At 71.0% G+C, this 17,681-nt stretch carries 12 protein-coding genes; 6 read left to right on the top strand and 6 right to left on the bottom strand.

Annotated features, from left to right (window positions below):
• Positions 1-43: 43 nt before the first annotated feature.
• The 4 genes from ACIP5W_RS15105 to ACIP5W_RS15090 form a co-directional block, all read right to left on the bottom strand.
• Positions 44-1,660, bottom strand: coding sequence for an FAD-dependent oxidoreductase (locus tag ACIP5W_RS15105; RefSeq protein WP_401472276.1), 1,617 nt, complete (start codon positions 1,658-1,660; stop codon positions 44-46).
• An 18-nt stretch (positions 1,661-1,678) separates the two neighbouring features.
• Positions 1,679-3,217, bottom strand: a complete 1,539-nt coding sequence (gene glpK / locus ACIP5W_RS15100) for a glycerol kinase GlpK (RefSeq protein WP_401472273.1) — start codon at positions 3,215-3,217, stop codon at positions 1,679-1,681.
• Positions 3,218-3,295: 78 nt separating this feature from the next.
• A complete protein-coding gene (locus tag ACIP5W_RS15095) occupies positions 3,296-4,090 on the bottom strand; it encodes an MIP/aquaporin family protein (RefSeq protein WP_401472270.1) in 795 nt (264 codons plus the stop codon).
• Positions 4,091-4,450: 360 nt separating this feature from the next.
• On the bottom strand, positions 4,451-5,215 hold the full coding sequence (locus ACIP5W_RS15090) for an IclR family transcriptional regulator (RefSeq protein ID WP_401472267.1): 765 nt from the start codon (positions 5,213-5,215) through the stop codon (positions 4,451-4,453).
• A gap of 344 nt (positions 5,216-5,559) precedes the next feature.
• Here ACIP5W_RS15090 and metH point away from each other — a divergent pair, with 344 nt between their 5' ends.
• From metH to ACIP5W_RS15075, 3 genes are all read left to right on the top strand, one after another.
• A complete protein-coding gene (metH, locus tag ACIP5W_RS15085; RefSeq protein WP_401472264.1) occupies positions 5,560-9,081 on the top strand; it encodes a methionine synthase in 3,522 nt (1,173 codons plus the stop codon).
• Between the two features lie 126 nt (positions 9,082-9,207).
• Entirely contained in the window at positions 9,208-9,906 is a 699-nt protein-coding gene (locus tag ACIP5W_RS15080) for an HAD family hydrolase (protein WP_401472261.1), read from the top strand.
• A 467-nt stretch (positions 9,907-10,373) separates the two neighbouring features.
• Positions 10,374-11,981 carry an ABC transporter substrate-binding protein gene (locus ACIP5W_RS15075; protein WP_401472258.1) on the top strand — a complete coding sequence of 536 codons (1,608 nt, stop codon included), beginning with the start codon at positions 10,374-10,376 and terminating at the stop codon, positions 11,979-11,981.
• Positions 11,982-12,238: 257 nt separating this feature from the next.
• Here the strand turns inward: ACIP5W_RS15075 and ACIP5W_RS15070 are convergent, their stop codons facing one another.
• Both ACIP5W_RS15070 and ACIP5W_RS15065 read right to left on the bottom strand, forming a co-directional pair.
• Positions 12,239-12,910, bottom strand: coding sequence for a response regulator transcription factor (locus tag ACIP5W_RS15070; RefSeq protein ID WP_016434400.1), 672 nt, complete (start codon positions 12,908-12,910; stop codon positions 12,239-12,241).
• A gap of 75 nt (positions 12,911-12,985) precedes the next feature.
• Positions 12,986-13,975 carry a RecB family exonuclease gene (locus tag ACIP5W_RS15065; RefSeq protein WP_401472253.1) on the bottom strand — a complete coding sequence of 330 codons (990 nt, stop codon included), beginning with the start codon at positions 13,973-13,975 and terminating at the stop codon, positions 12,986-12,988.
• 174 nt (positions 13,976-14,149) lie between these two features.
• Between ACIP5W_RS15065 and ACIP5W_RS15060 the strand changes: the two genes are divergently transcribed.
• The 3 genes from ACIP5W_RS15060 (at position 14,150) to ACIP5W_RS15050 (ending at position 17,657) form a co-directional block, all read left to right on the top strand.
• Complete coding sequence (locus tag ACIP5W_RS15060; RefSeq protein ID WP_401472250.1) at positions 14,150-15,754, top strand: site-2 protease family protein; 1,605 nt, start codon at positions 14,150-14,152, stop codon at positions 15,752-15,754.
• A 50-nt stretch (positions 15,755-15,804) separates the two neighbouring features.
• A complete protein-coding gene (locus tag ACIP5W_RS15055; protein WP_363089222.1) occupies positions 15,805-16,704 on the top strand; it encodes a tRNA (adenine-N1)-methyltransferase in 900 nt (299 codons plus the stop codon).
• A gap of 374 nt (positions 16,705-17,078) precedes the next feature.
• The gene (locus ACIP5W_RS15050) at positions 17,079-17,657 is read left to right on the top strand and encodes a hypothetical protein (protein WP_401472246.1); all 579 of its coding nucleotides are present in this window, start codon (positions 17,079-17,081) and stop codon (positions 17,655-17,657) included.
• Positions 17,658-17,681: the final 24 nt, after the last annotated feature.

The raw sequence follows: 17,681 nt of genomic DNA, 5'->3' as shown, positions 1-17,681 counted from the left end.
CCCTTTCCCGCCGTAATTCCCGCCGTAGTCACCGCCGTGGCGGCTACTTCCTGTCGAGCAGGTCCTGCACCTTCGCGCGGACCTCGTCCGTGGCCAGACCGCGGATCGTCAGGGTCGTGCGGCGGCGCAGCACGTCGTCCTGCGTCTCGGCCCACTCGTGGTCCCGGGCGTACACGACCTGCGCCCAGATCTCCGGAGCGTCGGGGTGCACGCGCTCGCCCAGCTCCGGGTTCTCGTTCGCCAGCCGGGCGATGTCGAAGGCCAGCGAACCGTAGTGCGTGGCCAGGTGCCTGGCGGTGTCGGCCGCCATGCGCGGCCCCGGCGCCGGGTGGTCGACGAGCAGCCGGTGGGCGACCGCGCGCGGGTTGGCGACCCCCGGCAGCGGCAGCTTCTTCGGCAGCGCGGAGATCGGCTCGAAGTCGTCACCGAGCGGGTGGCCCGGCAGCGCCTCCAGCTTCTGCATGACCGTCCGCCCGATGTGCCGGAAGGTCGTCCACTTGCCGCCCGCGACCGACAGCATCCCGCCCCTGCCCTCGGTCACCACCGTCTCCCGCTTGGCCTTCGCGGTGTCGCCGGGACCACCCGGCAGCACCCGCAGACCGGCGAACGCGTACGTGATCAGATCACGGTCGAGCTGCTGGTCACGGATGGAGAACGCGGCCTCGTCGAGTATCTGCGCGGTGTCCTTCTCGGTGACCGCGACGTCCGCCGGGTCGCCCTCGTACACCTCGTCGGTCGTGCCGAGCAGCAGCATGTCCTCCCAGGGGAGGGCGAAGGTGATCCGGTACTTGTCGATGGGGGTCGCCAGCGCGGCCTTCCACGGGGACGTCCGCTTCAGGACCAGGTGCGCGCCCTTCGACAGCCGGATCGACGGTGCGGCCTGGGGGTCCTCCATCCGGCGCAGGTGGTCCACCCACGGCCCGGTCGCGTTGAGCACCAGCCGGGCGTTGACGCCGAACTCGTCGCCGGAGAGACGGTCGCGCAGCTCGGCGCCCGTCACCCGGCCCTTGGTGAAGCGCAGTCCGGTCACCTCGGCGTGGTTGAGCACCACCGCGCCCGCCTCGACGGCCGCGCGCACCGTCATCAGCGCCATCCGGGCGTCGTTCATCTGGTCGTCGCCGTACACGGCCACGGCCTTGAGGTTCTCGGTGCGCAGCTCGGGCACGTCCCGCTGCGCCTTGGCCGGCGACAGCAGGTGACCCACGCCGTCGCCGAAGGCCGACAGCGCGGAGTAGGCGAAGACGCCCGCCCCGAGCTTCGCCGCGCCGTGCGGCCCGCCCCTGTACACGGGGAGGTAGAACGTGAGCGGGTTCGCCAGGTGGGGGGCCACCTGGCGGGACACCGCACGGCGCTCGAAGTGGTTCTCCGCCACCAGCTTCACCGCGCCGGTCTGCAGGTAGCGCAGACCGCCGTGGAGCAGCTTGGAGGAGGCGGAGGACGTGGCGCCGGCGAAGTCGCCGGCATCGACCACTGCCACCCTGAGGCCGGACTGCGCGGCGTGCCAGGCGGTGGAGATGCCCAGGATGCCGCCGCCGATCACGAGGAGGTCGTACGACGCCTTGGCGAGCTGCTCCCGGGTCTCGGCACGGCTCGGGTTCGAGCCGGAGGCCGGGCGCGTACCGAGGGCAGGCACGGACTTCAGGGTGGACTCAGTGGTCATTGCGGTTCTTACTCCTCGTCAGTCTTCGTCGGCGATCCAGCCCATGGTCCGCTCGACGGCCTTGAGCCAGCTCTTGTACTCACGGTCGCGGGTTTCCGCGTCCATGCGGGGGGTCCACTCGGCGGCCCGCCGCCAGTTGGCGCGCAGGTCGTCGGTGCTCGTCCAGAAGCCGACGGCGAGGCCGGCGGCGTAGGCCGCGCCGAGGCAGGTCGTCTCGGCGACCATCGGACGCACGACCGGTGCGTCCAGGAAGTCCGAGAGGGTCTGCATCAGCAGGTTGTTGGAGGTCATGCCGCCGTCGACCTTGAGGGCCGCCAGCTCGACGCCGGAGTCCTTGGTCATGGCGTCGCTGATCTCACGGGTCTGCCAGGCGGTCGCCTCCAGGACGGCGCGCGCGAGGTGCGCCTTGGTGACGTACCGGGTGAGGCCGGCGATCACACCGCGGGCGTCGGGGCGCCAGTAGGGGGCGAACAGGCCGGAGAAGGCCGGCACGAAGTACGCGCCGCCGTTGTCCTCGACCGACAGCGCGAGGGTCTCGATCTCGGCGGCGGTGGAGATCAGGCCCATCTGGTCGCGCATCCACTGCACCAGCGAACCGGTGACGGCGATGGAGCCTTCCAGGGCGTAGACCGGCTTGTCGTCGCCGATGCGGTAGCCGACGGTCGTCAGCAGACCGGAGTACGAGTTGATGATCTTGTCGCCGGTGTTCATCAGCATGAACGTGCCGGTGCCGTACGTCGACTTGGCCTCGCCCTCCGCGAAACAGGTCTGGCCGAACAGGGCCGCCTGCTGGTCGCCGAGCGCGGAGGCGACCGGGATGCCGCCGAGCAGATCGCCCAGCTTGCCGCCGGTGATCTCGCCGTAGACCTCGGCGGAGGAGCGGATCTCCGGGAGCATCGCCAGCGGAACGCCGATGGACTCGGCGATCTTCGGGTCCCACTCCAGGGTGTGCAGGTTCATCAGCATGGTGCGCGAGGCGTTGGTGACGTCGGTGACGTGCCGGCCGCCGTCGACGCCGCCGGTCAGGTTCCAGATGACCCAGCTGTCCATGGTGCCGAACAGGATGTCCCCGGCCTCGGCGCGCTCGCGCAGGCCCTCGACGTTGTCGAGCAGCCAGCGGGCCTTCGGGCCGGCGAAGTACGAGGCCAGCGGCAGGCCGGTCTCGCGGCGGAAGCGGTCCTGGCCGACGTTGCGGCCGAGTTCGCGGCAGAGGGCGTCGGTGCGGGTGTCCTGCCAGACGATGGCGTTGTGGACGGGCTCACCGGTGTTCTTGTCCCACAGGAGAGTGGTCTCGCGCTGGTTGGTGATGCCGATGGCCTTGATGTCGTCGCGGGTGATGCCCGCCTTCGCGATGGCGGAGGCGACGACCTCCTCGACGTTGGCCCAGATCTCGGTGGCGTCGTGCTCGACCCAGCCCGGCTTCGGGAAGATCTGCTCGTGCTCCTTCTGGTCGACGGAGACGATCCTGCCGTCGCGGTCGAAGACGATGCAGCGCGAGGAGGTGGTGCCCTGATCGATCGCGGCGATGAACGGGCCGGCGGTGTGGGCGTCGGTCACAGTGTGCTCCAGGAGATTCCGTGGTTGAGGGGCGGTACGTACGGCGCGCGCTCGGGGTGCGGCGTGAAGCTCATGTTCCTAAGCGAATGCGACGTTGTAGATACCCGCGGCGATCGCTCCGCCGATCAGCGGACCGACCACCGGGATCCAGGCGTAGCCCCAGTCGGAACCACCCTTGTTGGGCAGGGGCAGGAGGGCGTGCACGATGCGCGGACCCAGGTCACGGGCCGGGTTGATCGCGTAGCCGGTCGGGCCGCCGAGGGACAGGCCGATCGAGACGACCACGAGCGCGGTGATCAGCGCGCCCAGGGTGCCGAGGCCGTTGCCCTTGTCGTTCAGGCCCTGGGTGAGGACGGCGAGCACCAGCACGACGGTGCCGATGATCTCCGTGGCGAGGTTCTGCACCGCGTTGCGGATCTCCGGGCCCGTGGAGAAGACGCCGAGCACCGGACCGGCACCCTTCTCCTGGGCCTCGACGGCCTTGGCCGTCGTGGCCTGCGCGCCCGGGCCGCCGACGATCTCCCTGTCGGTGAGGTGCGCGTGGAACTGGCCGTAGTAGGCGACCCACACCAGGGCCGCGCCGATGGCGGCGCCGAGCAGCTGACCGGCCCAGTAGACCGGGACGTCGCCCCAGCCGCCGTCCTTGATCGCGAGCGCCAGGGTCACGGCCGGGTTCAGGTGGGCACCCGACAGCGGCGCCGAGGTGTAGACCGCCGTCAGGACGGCGAAGCCCCACCCGAAGGTGATGGCGAGCCAGCCGGCGTTTCGGGCCTTGGAGGCCTTCAGCGTCACGGCGGCGCAGACTCCACCGCCGAGCAGGATGAGTATGGCGGTACCGATGGTCTCGCCGATGAAGATGTCGGAGCTGGACACCCGCGACTCCTTTGTCCTTCGTCCAGGGGACCGAACCCCGGGTCCCTCCGGGAGTTCGAGCTGCCCTCGGGTGAGAGCGATGCCGGCCCTTGGCGTTGTCACACTCTAACGCGTATTGCCGGTAAGTGTTCGACAATGCCGACCGATGGACGGGAGTCTCGCTCCGGCGTCACAGGTGCGTCAAGAGTCCTGTTGTCGAAAGCACGATCGTTATTGATCGTCGGCGCCTGTCGGCCCGGGCAGCGGGGCCTCACCCGTCGGAGCTGCACGGGTGCGATCGCCCCGCCCCATATGTCCCTCGCCGGGCACGACGACGGCCGGAACGCCGTCCCGACGTCCCGGTGTGCTCCTGTACGGCGCTCAGAACCGCCCGGCGCCCAGGTCCCGCGACACGGCGCGGGCGCAGTCCCGTACGGCCGCGATCAGCTCGGGCCGCACCTCGCCGTCCCGGCACACGCGCTCCACGGCGCCGGTGATGCCGACCGCCCCCACCGGCATGCGGCGCCGGTCGTGGATGGGCGCGGCGATGGAGGCGACGCCCTCCCAGGTCTCCTCGACGTCCGCCGCGTACCCCCGCGCGCGCGTGAGGTCGAGGAGCTGCTCGAAGCCCTCCGGCTCGCACACCGTGCGTTCGGTGAACGGCTTGCGCTCGGCCTCCATGGCCTCGCTGTGCGCGACCGGGTCGTACGCCGACAGCACCTTGCCCAGGGCCGTCGAGTGCAGCGGCTGCATGGCCCCGATCTCCAGGACCTGCCGGCTGTCGTCGGGCCGGAAGACGTGGTGCACGATCAGCACGCCCTGCTGGTGCAGCACCCCCAGGTGCACGCTCTCGCCGCTGGAGCGGGCCAGGTCGTCCGTCCAGACCAGGGCGCGCGCGCGCAGCTCGTGCACGTCCAGGTAGGTGGTGCCCAGGCGCAACAGCTCCGCGCCCAGCTGGTAGCGGCCGGAGGCGTCGTCCTGTTCGACGAAACCCTCGTGCTGGAGCGTGCGCAGAATGCCGTGGGCGGTGCCCTTGGCCAGGCCCAGGGCCGAGGCGATGTCCGACAGGCCCAGCCGCCGCTCACCGCCCGCGAGCAGTCGCAGCATCGCGGCCGCCCTTTCGAGCGACTGGATGTTCCGTGCCATCGCCGTTCCGCCTCCGTCCCCTTCGGCCGTCCACGCGCAGCCATTACTGCCGTCGTTCGGCATTGTCGAACACTACCGGTCCATGCCGACCTCCCGCCAATGGTTCGGTCGCCATCCCGTCATCTCGTGATCTCGTCGCCCCGTCGCACCACGCGTCCCCCGCCGGCAACAGGGGGAGATCCCGGTCCGTCCCGTGGACGCCCTGACCATAAGCCCCCCGTCCCGGCTACCCTGGCCGCGAGCGCCCTGCACGGGAAGCTCCCCGGCCGATCCCACGGGACGGTCCGGGAGCGACCACGGGGCGCCGTGAAGCCGACAGCCGTCGCACCCGAGGGAGCCCCTACATGGCCTCTGTGCCGCCGACCCCTTCCGCCGACAGCCGGACCCGTGTGTCCGAGCTCCGCGAGGCCTTCGCCACCCGAGTGGTGGTGGCCGACGGAGCGATGGGCACGATGCTCCAGGCCCAGGACCCCACCCTGGAGGACTTCCAGAACCTCGAGGGCTGCAACGAGATCCTGAACGTCACCCGGCCCGACATCGTGCGCGCGGTGCACGAGGAGTACTTCGCCGCCGGCGTGGACTGCGTGGAGACGAACACCTTCGGCGCGAACTTCGCCGCCATGGCCGAGTACGACATCCCGGAGCGGGTCCACGAACTGTCCGAGGCGGGCGCCCGCATCGCCCGCGAGACGGCGGACTCCTTCGCGGCACGCGACGGCCGGACCCGCTGGGTCCTCGGCTCGATCGGTCCCGGCACCAAACTGCCCACCCTCGGGCACGTCGCCTACCCCACCCTGCGCGACGCCTACCAGCAGAACGCCGAGGGACTCCTCGCCGGCGGCGCCGACGCCCTGATCGTCGAGACCACCCAGGACCTGCTCCAGACCAAGGCCGCCGTGCTCGGCGCCCAGCGCGCCCGCCGCAACGCCGGACTGGACGTGCCGCTCATCGTCTCCGTCACCGTGGAGACCACCGGCACCATGCTGCTCGGCTCCGAGATCGGTGCCGCCCTGACGGCCCTGGAACCGCTCGGCATCGACATGATCGGCATGAACTGCGCCACCGGCCCCGCCGAGATGAGCGAGCACCTGCGCTACCTGGCCCGCAACGCCCGCATCCCGCTCGCCTGCATGCCGAACGCGGGCCTGCCGGTGCTCGGCAAGGACGGCGCCAGCTATCCGCTCACCGCCCCCGAGCTGGCGGACGCCCAGGAGAACTTCGTCCGCGACTACGGCCTCTCCCTGATCGGCGGCTGCTGCGGCACCACCCCCGAACACCTGCGCCAGGTCGTCGAGCGCGTCCGCGGCCTCACCCCCGCCGAGCGCGACCCCCGCCCCGAGCCCGGCGCCGCCTCGCTCTACCAGAACGTCCCCTTCCGCCAGGACACCGCCTACCTGGCCATCGGCGAGCGCACCAACGCCAACGGGTCCAAGAAGTTCCGCGAGGCCATGCTGGAGGGCCGCTGGGACGACTGCGTGGAGATCGCCCGCGAACAGATCCGCGAAGGCGCCCACATGCTCGACCTGTGCGTGGACTACGTCGGCCGCGACGGCGTCGCCGACATGGAGGAACTCGCCGGCCGCTTCGCCACCGCCTCCACCCTGCCGATCGTCCTGGACTCCACCGAGGTCGAGGTCATCCGGGCCGGCCTGGAGAGGCTCGGCGGCCGCGCGGTCATCAACTCCGTCAACTACGAGGACGGCGACGGCCCCGAGTCCCGCTTCGCCAGGGTCACCCGGCTGGCCCAGGAGCACGGCGCCGCGCTGATCGCCCTCACCATCGACGAGGAGGGCCAGGCCCGTACCCCCGAGAAGAAGGTCGAGATCGCCGAACGGCTCATCGACGACCTCACCGGGAACTGGGGCATCCGCGAGGAGGACATCCTCATCGACACCCTGACCTTCACCATCTGTACCGGTCAGGAGGAGTCGCGCGGGGACGGAGTCGCCACCATCGAGGCGATCCGCGAGCTCAAGCGCCGCCACCCCGACGTCCAGACCACCCTCGGCCTGTCGAACATCTCCTTCGGCCTCAACCCGGCCGCCCGCGTCCTGCTCAACTCGGTCTTCCTCGACGAGTGCGTCAAGGCCGGCCTGGACTCGGCGATCGTGCACGCCTCCAAGATCCTCCCGATCGCCCGCTTCACCGAGGAGGAGGTCACCACCGCCCTCGACCTCATCCACGACCGCCGCAGCGAGGGCTACGACCCCCTCCAGAAGCTCATGGCCCTGTTCGAGGGCGCCACCACCAAGTCCCTCAAGGCGGGCCGCGCCGAGGAACTGGCCGCCCTGCCGCTGGACGAGCGCCTCAAGCGCCGCATCATCGACGGTGAGCGAAACGGCCTGGAGGCCGACCTCGACGAGGCCCTCGCGAGCCGCCCCGCCCTGGAGATCGTCAACGAGACCCTCCTGGACGGCATGAAGGTCGTCGGCGAGCTGTTCGGCTCCGGCCAGATGCAGCTGCCGTTCGTCCTGCAGTCGGCCGAGGTCATGAAGACCGCGGTCGCCCACCTCGAACCCCACATGGAGAAGGTCGAGGGCGAGGAGGGCAAGGGCACCATCGTGCTGGCCACCGTCCGCGGCGACGTCCACGACATCGGCAAGAACCTCGTCGACATCATCCTGTCCAACAACGGCTACACCGTCGTCAACCTCGGCATCAAGCAGCCGGTCTCCGCGATCCTCGAGGCCGCCGAGGAGCACCGCGCCGACGTCATCGGCATGTCCGGGCTCCTGGTCAAGTCCACGGTGATCATGAAGGAGAACCTGCAGGAGCTGAACCAGCGCGGCCTGGCGGCTAACTACCCCGTCATCCTCGGCGGCGCCGCCCTGACCCGCTCCTACGTCGAGCAGGACCTGCACGAGGTCTACGAGGGCGAGGTCCGCTACGCCCGCGACGCCTTCGAGGGACTGCGCCTGATGGACGCCCTCATCGGCGTCAAGCGGGGCGTACCCGGCGCCGCGCTGCCCGAGCTCAGGCAGCGCCGGGTCCGCGCGAGCGCCACCGCCGTCGAGGTCGACGAACGCCCGGAGGAGGGGCACGTCCGCTCCGACGTCGCCACCGACAACCCCGTCCCCGAGCCGCCGTTCCGGGGCAGCCGCGTCATCAAGGGCATCCAGCTGAAGGAGTACGCCTCCTGGCTCGACGAGGGCGCCCTCTTCAAGGGCCAGTGGGGCCTGAAGCAGGCCCGCACCGGTGACGGCCCGACGTACGAGGAACTCGTCGACACCGAGGGCCGGCCGCGCCTGCGCGGACTGCTGGACCGGCTCCAGACCGAGAACCTGCTCGAAGCCGCCGTCGTCTACGGCTACTTCCCCTGTGTGTCCAAGGACGACGACCTGATCATCCTGGACGAGCAGGGCAACGAGCGGACCCGCTTCACCTTCCCCCGCCAGCGCCGCGGCCGCAGGCTGTGCCTGGCGGACTTCTTCCGCCCCGAGGAGTCGGGGGAGACCGACGTGGTCGGCCTCCAGGTCGTCACCGTCGGCTCCCGCATCGGCGAGGAGACCGCCAAGCTCTTCGAGTCGAACTCCTACCGCGACTACCTCGAGCTGCACGGCCTGTCCGTCCAGCTGGCGGAGGCCCTCGCCGAGTACTGGCACGCGCGCGTGCGGTCGGAGCTGGGATTCGCCGGTGAGGACCCGGCCGACGTCGAGGAGATGTTCGCCCTCAAGTACCGCGGCGCCCGCTTCTCCCTCGGCTACGGCGCCTGCCCCGACCTGGAGGACCGCGCCAAGATCGCCGAGCTGCTGCGGCCCGAGCGGATCGGCGTCCACCTCTCCGAGGAGTTCCAGCTGCACCCCGAGCAGTCCACGGACGCCATCGTGATCCACCACCCGGAGGCGAAGTACTTCAACGCACGGTGAGGCACCGGACACCGCCCGGCGCACCTCCTTCTGCACATTGATCGGACAAGTCGTACACTGGTCGGTCCACTGCAGGCCGGTTCCCCCGTGGGAACCGGCCTGCTCGTCCCTCAAGGAGGTACGTGGATGACCAGCACGGTCCCCGCGCTCGGAACCCGGACGGCCGAAGGCTCGGCCCTGCAGGCGGTGCTCCTCGACATGGACGGCACCCTGGTGGACACCGAGGGATTCTGGTGGGACGTCGAGGCCGAGGTCTTCGCCGGGCTCGGCCACACCCTCGACGACTCCTGGCGCCATGTCGTGGTCGGCGGCCCCATGAGCCGCAGTGCCGGGTTCCTGATCGAGGCGACCGGCGCCGACATCACCCTCGCCGAGCTCAGCGTCCTGCTCAACGAGGGCTTCGAGCGGCGCATCGGACACGACCTGCCCCTGATGCCGGGAGCCGCCCGGCTGCTGGCCGAGCTGGTGGCGCACGAGATCCCGACGGCCCTCGTCTCCGCCTCCCACCGGCGCATCATCGACCGCGTCCTGACCTCGCTGGGTCCCCAGCACTTTGCGCTGACGGTGGCCGGCGACGAGGTGTCGCGCACCAAGCCGCACCCCGACCCCTACCTGTTCGCCACCGCCGGCCTGGGCGTGGATCCGACCAGGTGCGCCGTCGTCGAGGACACCGCGACCGGGGTCGCCGCGGCCGAGGCGGCGGGCTGCCACGTCGTCGCCGTCCCCTCCGTGGCGCCCATCGCCCCGGCCCGCCGGCGGACCGTCGTCTCCTCGCTGGAACAGGTCGACCTGACATTCCTGCGCGGCCTGATGCCGCTCGAATGATCGCCGGGAAGATCAACCGTGATCCCCGATGACGGAAATGCGATAGCCGTTCACCCAGCGTGCACCGTCGATAGCAAGGGAATTCGACGCGTGCACGCGCGATGAATTCATCCCGCCACGGACGGCCGAATTCCGCTGCGCGCGACCCCCGTCGAATCTGTGAGCTTCGCCACGCCCGAGGGCCTCGACAGGGGCGTACGGGTGTGCAGTTCACCCTCGTACGAGGGGTGCGGGCGTGTCCTTGTGTACCGATTCATGTGACGCTGCACGAATCATTCCGCTGTCGGGTTTTCGGTGCGTCCACGCCCGGTTTCGCTCCGTGATGAGCTTTCAACTCCGGCGGCGGCGACCCCTCGTGCAGGTGCGGACTAATCTCGTCGCGAGAACCTAGCCCCTACCCCCGTGATCCGCCGCGACACCCCTGCATGCCGGGTACACGGACCTGACAGCTCTGGAGAAACTCGAGCATGAACCGCAAGACTTTGGTGCTGCCGGCCGTGGCAGGTCTGCTCGCGCCCGTGCTCGCCGCCTGTGGCGGTTCCGACAGCGGCAGCGGCAGTGGCGGCGCCATCGTCGTGGGCACCACCGACCGGTTCACCGCCACCAAGGACGCCCCGGCGCCCTTCGACCCGGCGTACTCCTACGACGTCGGCACCTGGAACATCCTGCGCCAGACCGTGCAGACCCTGATGATCCAGCCCAAGGGGGAGGGCGACCCCGTCCCCGAGGCCGCCGAGAGCTGTGGTTTCACCGACACCGGCAACGAGCGCTACGCCTGCAAGCTCCGCAAGGACCTGAAGTTCGCCAACGGCGACGCCGTCACCGCCGAGGACGTCAAGTTCTCCATCGACCGGGCCCGCGCCATCAAGGCCGACTCCGGCGTCTTCGCCCTGCTGTCGACCGTCGACACCGTCGAGGCGAAGGGTGACAACGAAGTCATCTTCCACCTCAACACCGCCGACGCCACCTTCCCCTTCAAGCTGTCGACCCCGGTCGCCGGCATCGTCAACCCCGACGACTACGACAAGGGCAAGCTGCGCGACGGCTTCGAGATCGACGGCTCCGGCCCGTACACCCTCAAGGCCGAGACCGACGGCGACGAGATGACCCGCGCCGTCTTCACCAAGAACCCCAACTACAAGGGGGCCCTCGAGGTGAAGAACGACAAGGTCGAGATGGTCTCCTTCGCGGACGCCGAGGAGATGGGCACCGCCATCGACAAGGGCGACATCGACGTGATGACCCGCACCATGTCGCCCGAGCAGATCCAGAAGCTCTCCGACGCCTCCTCCGACAGCAGCGTCGACATCGTCGAACTGGCCGGCCTCGAGATCCGCTACCTCGCCTTCAACACCGCCGCCCCGACGGTGAAGGACAAGGCGGTCCGTCAGGCCATGGCCCAGATCATCGACCGCGGCGAGCTCGTCACCGACGTGTACGGCTCCCAGGCCGAGCCCCTGTACTCGCTGGTCCCGGCCTCCGTCACCGGCCACTCCAACTCGTTCTTCAACAAGTACGGCGACGCCAACGTCGGCAAGGCCAAGACCCTGCTGTCCAAGGCCGACATCACCACCCCGGTGAAGCTGACGCTGCACTACACGACCGACCACTACGGTCCGGCCACGAAGAAGGAGTTCGAGCTGCTGAAGAAGCAGCTCAACGACAGCGGCCTGTTCGACGTCTCCATCGAGGGCACCGCCTGGGACACCTTCGTCCCGGCCGAGCGCAAGGGCGAGTACGACGTCTGGGGCATGGGCTGGTTCCCCGACTTCGCCGACGGCGACAGCTACATCGCGCCGTTCCTCGACAAGGACAACTTCCTCAAGTCGCCGTACCAGAACCGCGAGGTCATCGACAAGCTCATCCCCGAGTCCCGCCGCGAGGCCGACCGCCTGTCCGCCGGCAAGACGCTGACGGAGATTCAGGACATCGTCGCCGAGGACGTCCCCCTGCTGCCGCTGTGGCAGGGCAAGCAGTACGTCGCCTCCCGCGACGACATCACGGGCACCGCCTACGTGCTGAACTCCTCCGCCACCCTCCAGCTGTGGGAGCTCTCCCGCGGCGTCAGCAGCTGACGGACGCTCCGTCCCGGGGCCGCGCACGACGACCCCGCAAGCACGGACACGGCGGCCGAGACACCCGCACGTGAACATGCGCGACCAGTGGCCGGTCCCGTCCCTCGCGGCGGGGCCGGCCTCCGGCCTGTCGAACGCCGGAGGACGGCCGCACCGCCGGCCACGGTGACCACCCCGGCCGGGAGGCCCACACGAACGCGGAGGGCGCCCCTTGTCAGGAAGGGGCGCCCTCCGTGCCGTACGGGGCGGGGCCTGCGCTACTGCGCTCCGGGACGCACCAGACCGCTCTCGTAGGCGTACACCGCGGCCTGCACCCGGTCGCGCAGCCCCAGCTTGGTCAGCACATGCCCGACATGGGTCTTCACGGTCGTCTCGCTGACGAACAGGTCCGCGGCGATCTCCGCGTTCGACAACCCCCGCGCCACCAGCTTGAGCACCTCGACCTCGCGGTCGGTCAGCGTGTGCAGCGTGTCCGGCACCGGTTCGTCGCCCGAGGGCAGATGCGTGGCGTACTTGTCGAGCAGCCGCCGGGTGATGCTCGGCGCGAGCATCGCCTCGCCGCCCGCCACCACGCGGATCGCCTGCACCAGCTCGTTGGCGGGCGCGTCCTTGAGCAGGAACCCGCTCGCCCCGGCGCGCAGCGCCTCCACCACGTACTCGTCGAGGTCGAAGGTCGTCAGCACCAGCACCTTCGCCGGCCCGTCCCGGCCCGGCCCGGTGATCTGCCGTGTCGCCTCCACCCCGTCCATGCGCGGCATGCGGATGTCCATCAGAACCACATCGGGCTGCAGAGCCCGCACCTGGTCGAGGGCCTGGAGGCCGTCACCGGCCTCACCGACCACCGCGATGTCCTGCTCCGCCTCCAGAATCATCCGGAAGCCGGTACGCAGCAGCGGCTGGTCGTCGACCAGTAGGACGCGGATGGCCACGTAAGTCTCCTTCGGTAGTCCGGCCCCATTCTGCCCTGCGCGACAACGCCGGACTCGGCCGCCCTCACCGACGGCCTACGCCGAAGCGGTCCCCCCGCCCGCGGCCGGAGGAACCTCGGCCGGCCGCACCGGCAGCGGATACGGCGGGGGAGTGCCGCCGAACTCCGGGCAGTGCGCCTGGTGATCGCACCACCCGCACAGCTTCGTCGGACGCGGCCGCCAGTCGCCCGTCTCCGTCGCCAGCCGGATCGCCTCCCACAACGCGAGCAGCTTGCGCTCGACCCGCTCCAGATCGGCGCGCACCGGGTCGTACGTCAGCACGTCACCGCTGCCCAGGTACACCAACTGGAGCCGCCGGGGGATCACGTTCTTCAGCCGCCACACCACCAGCGCGTAGAACTTCATCTGGAACAGCGCGCTCTCGGCGTACTCGGGCCGGGGTGCCTTGCCCGTCTTGTAGTCGACGATCCGCACCTCACCGGTGGGGGCCACGTCGACCCGGTCGATGATCCCGCGCAGCCTCAGCCCCGACTCCAGCTCGGTCTCCACGAAAAGCTCCCGCTCGGCGGGCTCCAGCCGTGTCGGGTCCTCCAGCGTGAACCACCGCTCGACCAGATGCTCGGCCTCGGCCAGCCAGCCGGCCAGCCGCTCGCCCTCGGGATCGTCGGCGAACAGCTCCACGACCTCCGGCCGGGACTCGCGCAGCCGCTCCCACTGGCCGGGGACCAGCGCCCTGGCCCGCGGCGCGGTCCGCTCCGCGGCCGGCGCGTCGAACAGACGCTCCAGCACCGCGTGCACCAGCGTGCCCCTGGTGGCCGCCGCGCTCGGCTTCTCCGGCAGCCGGTCGATCACCCGGAACCGGTACAGCAGCGGACACTGCATGAAGTCCCCGGCGCGCGACGGCGACAGCGAGGCGGGCGCCGCCGGGGCGACGGCCTTCTCACCGGCGGCCCGCACCGCCGCCACGGCCGTCTCCCCGGCCGTCTCCCCGGCCGCCGCCCCCGGCGGGCCGCCCACGCCGTCCTCGTCGCCCGGCCGGACGACACCCTCGCTGCTGCTCTCCATGCCACAGACCTTACGGCCCGCCACCGACAGTGACCCCACACCGCCGACGACAGGGGCGACAGCCGTGAAAACACAGGGGGTGCCGGAGCCGAACGCGTCCCGGCGGACGCATACCATCGGTCCCAGACCCTCCCGCCCGGCAGGAGCGGGAGTCGCAACCAACGAGGGGACACCGTGGTGGAAAGCGGCGGGAGCGGGCGGCCGCGGCCGGGCAGCGAAGAGTCGGCCGAGCACCACGTGACACCTGCGCCCCCGGCCGCCTCCGAGGACACCGCCTCCGAGGAGACCACCGCCGAGGTCGACGGCACCTCCGCGGAGCGGCAGGCCGGTCCCGCGAAAGAGACGGCGTACGAGACGGCCCGCCAGGACCGCCAGGACCGCGAGGGCCAGGAGGAGCAGGAGGAGCGGGGGACCGAGCGTGCCGGGACGGACCGGCAGGCGACGGAACCGGCCGCGACGGAACCGGCCGGAGAGCCAGGAACACCACCCGGGAGCACCCCGGACCCGACGGCCGGCCGGACCCCGGACGACCACGACCTCCACCCGGACCGCCCCCACGCCCACACCACCCCCGCCCTCGGCGAAACCCCCACCCCCGCCAAGGGCCGCCGTCCCCCGCGCCCCCCGGAGTCCCGCGGCGGCCTGCTGATGGGACGCCCCTTCGGCGTCCCCGTCTACGTGGCCCCCAGCTGGTTCCTGGTCGCCGCGCTGATCACCTGGGTGTTCGGCGGCCAGCTCGACCGCGTGCTGCCCGAGCTGGGCGCCGCCCGCTACCTCGTCGCCCTCTTCTTCGCGGTCGCCTTCTACGCCTCCGTCCTCGTCCACGAGCTGGCACACACCATCGCCGCCCTCCGCTTCAAGCTCCCGGTCCGCCGCATCCAGCTCCAGTTCTTCGGCGGCGTCTCCGAGATCGAGAAGGAGGCCGAGACCCCCGGCCGGGAATTCGTACTGGCCTTCGTCGGCCCCCTGCTCTCCCTGGTGCTCGCCGGCGTCTTCCACCTCGCCATGCAGACCGTGGAGCCCGGCACCGTCCCCGGTGTCCTGCTGGCCGGGCTGATGGTCTCCAACCTCATCGTGGCGATCTTCAACCTCCTGCCCGGACTCCCGCTCGACGGCGGCCGTATGCTCCGCGCCGTCGTCTGGAAGATCACCGGCAAGCCCATGACCGGCACCGTCGCCGCCGCCTGGGTCGGCCGCGCCCTCGCCGTCTCCGTCCTGATCGGCCTCCCGCTCCTCACCCAGTCCGGGGCGCTCGGCTCCCAGGCCGAGGACAGCGTCGGCATGGACACCGTCCTGGACGCCCTGCTCGCCGCCATCCTCGCCGCGATCATCTGGACCGGCGCCGGCAACAGCCTGCGCATGGCCCGCCTGCGCGAGCACCTCCCCGAACTGCGCGCCCGCAAGCTGACCCGCCGCGCGGTCCCCGTCGAGACGAACACCCCGCTCTCCGAAGCACTGCGCCGAGCCAACGACGCTGGCGCCCGCGCCCTGGTCGTCGTCGACGCCCACGGCGAACCCCTCTCCCTGGTCCGCGAGGCCGCCATCGTCGGCGTACCCGAACACCGCCGCCCCTGGGTCGCGGTCAGCGGCCTCGCCCAGGACCTCACCGAAGGCATGCGGGTCTCCGCCGAACTCGCCGGCGAAGACCTCCTGGACGCCCTGCGCGCCACCCCCGCCACCGAGTACCTGGTCGTCGAGGAGACCGGCGAGATCTACGGCGTCCTCTCCGCGGCCGACGTGGAGCGCGCCTTCGTGAAGGCCATGGCCAGGCCCTCCTAGCGGCGACCCCGGTGGTCGGCGACCCCCGCAGATCCCGGTAGGCTGTTCACATGTCCGAACCGACCGGTGCCGCCCGCAGGCGCGGGCCCTTCAAGGTCGGGGACCAGGTACAGCTGACCGACCCCAAGGGCCGCCACTACACGTTCACGCTCGAGGCCGGGAAGAATTTCCACACCCACAAGGGTTCCTTCCCGCACGACGAACTGATCGGTGCTCCCGAGGGCAGCGTCGTCCGCACCACCGGGAACGTCGCCTACCTCGCGCTGCGCCCCCTGCTCCCCGACTACGTCCTGTCCATGCCCCGCGGCGCCGCCGTGGTCTACCCCAAGGACGCGGGGCAGATCCTCGCCTTCGCCGACATCTTCCCCGGCGCGCGCGTCGTGGAGGCCGGCGTCGGCTCCGGCTCGCTCAGCAGCTTCCTGCTGCGCGCCATCGGCGACCAGGGCATGCTGCACAGCTACGAGCGCCGCGAGGACTTCGCGGAGATCGCCCGGCAGAACGTGGAGCGCTACTTCGGCGGCCCGCATCCCGCCTGGCAGCTCACCGTCGGAGACCTCCAGGACAACCTGAGCGACACCGACGTGGACCGCGTCATCCTCGACATGCTCGCCCCCTGGGAGTGCCTGGAGGCCGTCTCCAAGGCACTCGTCCCCGGCGGCATCCTGTGCTGCTACGTCGCGACCACCACCCAGCTCGCCCGGACCGTCGAGTCCATCCGCGAGATCGGCTCCTTCAACGAGCCGACCTCCTGGGAGACGATGATCCGCAACTGGCACGTCGAGGGCCTGGCCGTCCGCCCGGACCACCGCATGATCGGCCACACCGGCTTCCTCCTCACCGCCCGCCGCCTGGCCGACGGCGTCGAGCCGCCGATGCGCCGCCGCCGTCCCGCCAAGGGCGCCTACGGCGAGGACTACACCGGCCCCAACGCCGACGGCGGCACCCGCTAGTGCTGTGGCCGGAAAGGTTTGCCGGAAAGCTCGCGGCGTCCGGTGCGGTGCATCGCAAGGCGGAGCATTGCCCGCGTACTGGATGTACTCGGGTGATGCGACAACGCGGCGAGGTGTCGTGCCGGACGTCGCGAGCCGGTGAACCTTTCCGGTCACAGCACTAGCCACCGCCGCAGCGGCCGAACGCCGCACCAACGAACCGACGCCGTGGCCCAGTTACCGTGAACCTGCGGAACTGGGCCACGGTGCCGTCGGTTTGGCGCCGGCCGCGGGGCGCACCGCCCGGGATCCCCGACCCCCCTGTTCCCCGCGCTGTGACCTGTGGCACGATGCAGCCACCCCCGCCGGCACAGCCCTCACAGGAGACGCTCCTCGTGCAGCAATCCGCCGTCCCGGAACTGGCACACACTCACACCCGGCCGATCCACTGGGTCGCGACGGCCACCGCCGTCGCCGGCGTCGTGGCCCTGTCCTCGGTGCTCCAGCCCGGCCCCGCGACCGCCGCCCAGGCGAGCGGCCCCCACGCCGCCCCCGCGCCCGTCACCGCGGCCGCCCCCGCCACCACGGGCGTCGACTTCCCCCTGGAGTGCGGCCCGGTGAAGGAACTGGTGATGAAAAAGGCCTCCGGGGACCTGGACGGCGACGGCAGGCCGGAAACGGTCGCCGTGGTCCACTGCGACGCCCCCATGGGCACCCCGCCCGACGGCGTCTACGTCCTCACCCGGGCCGCCGGCGCGACGACCCCCCGGGTCGTCGCCACACTCGTCGCCCCCAAGGAACGCCGTACCGTCACCGCCCTGTCGGTCGGCGACGGCGCCGTCCTCGCCGACTACCTCGGCTATTCCTCGGCCGACGTGCCCAGTTGCTGCCCGGACGTCAAGGAGAGCGCCAAGTGGCGGTGGCAGGACCACGCGTTCGTCCGCTCCACCCCCGCCGCCACCCACAGCGTCTGAACCGGGCCATCGGCGCCGCGGGAA

It is taken from the genome of Streptomyces sp. NPDC088766, from assembly GCF_044750845.1.
Lineage (GTDB): Bacteria > Actinomycetota > Actinomycetes > Streptomycetales > Streptomycetaceae > Streptomyces.
Note: the sequence above shows the minus strand (reverse complement) of the source record. Positions and strands in the feature narration are given on the sequence as shown.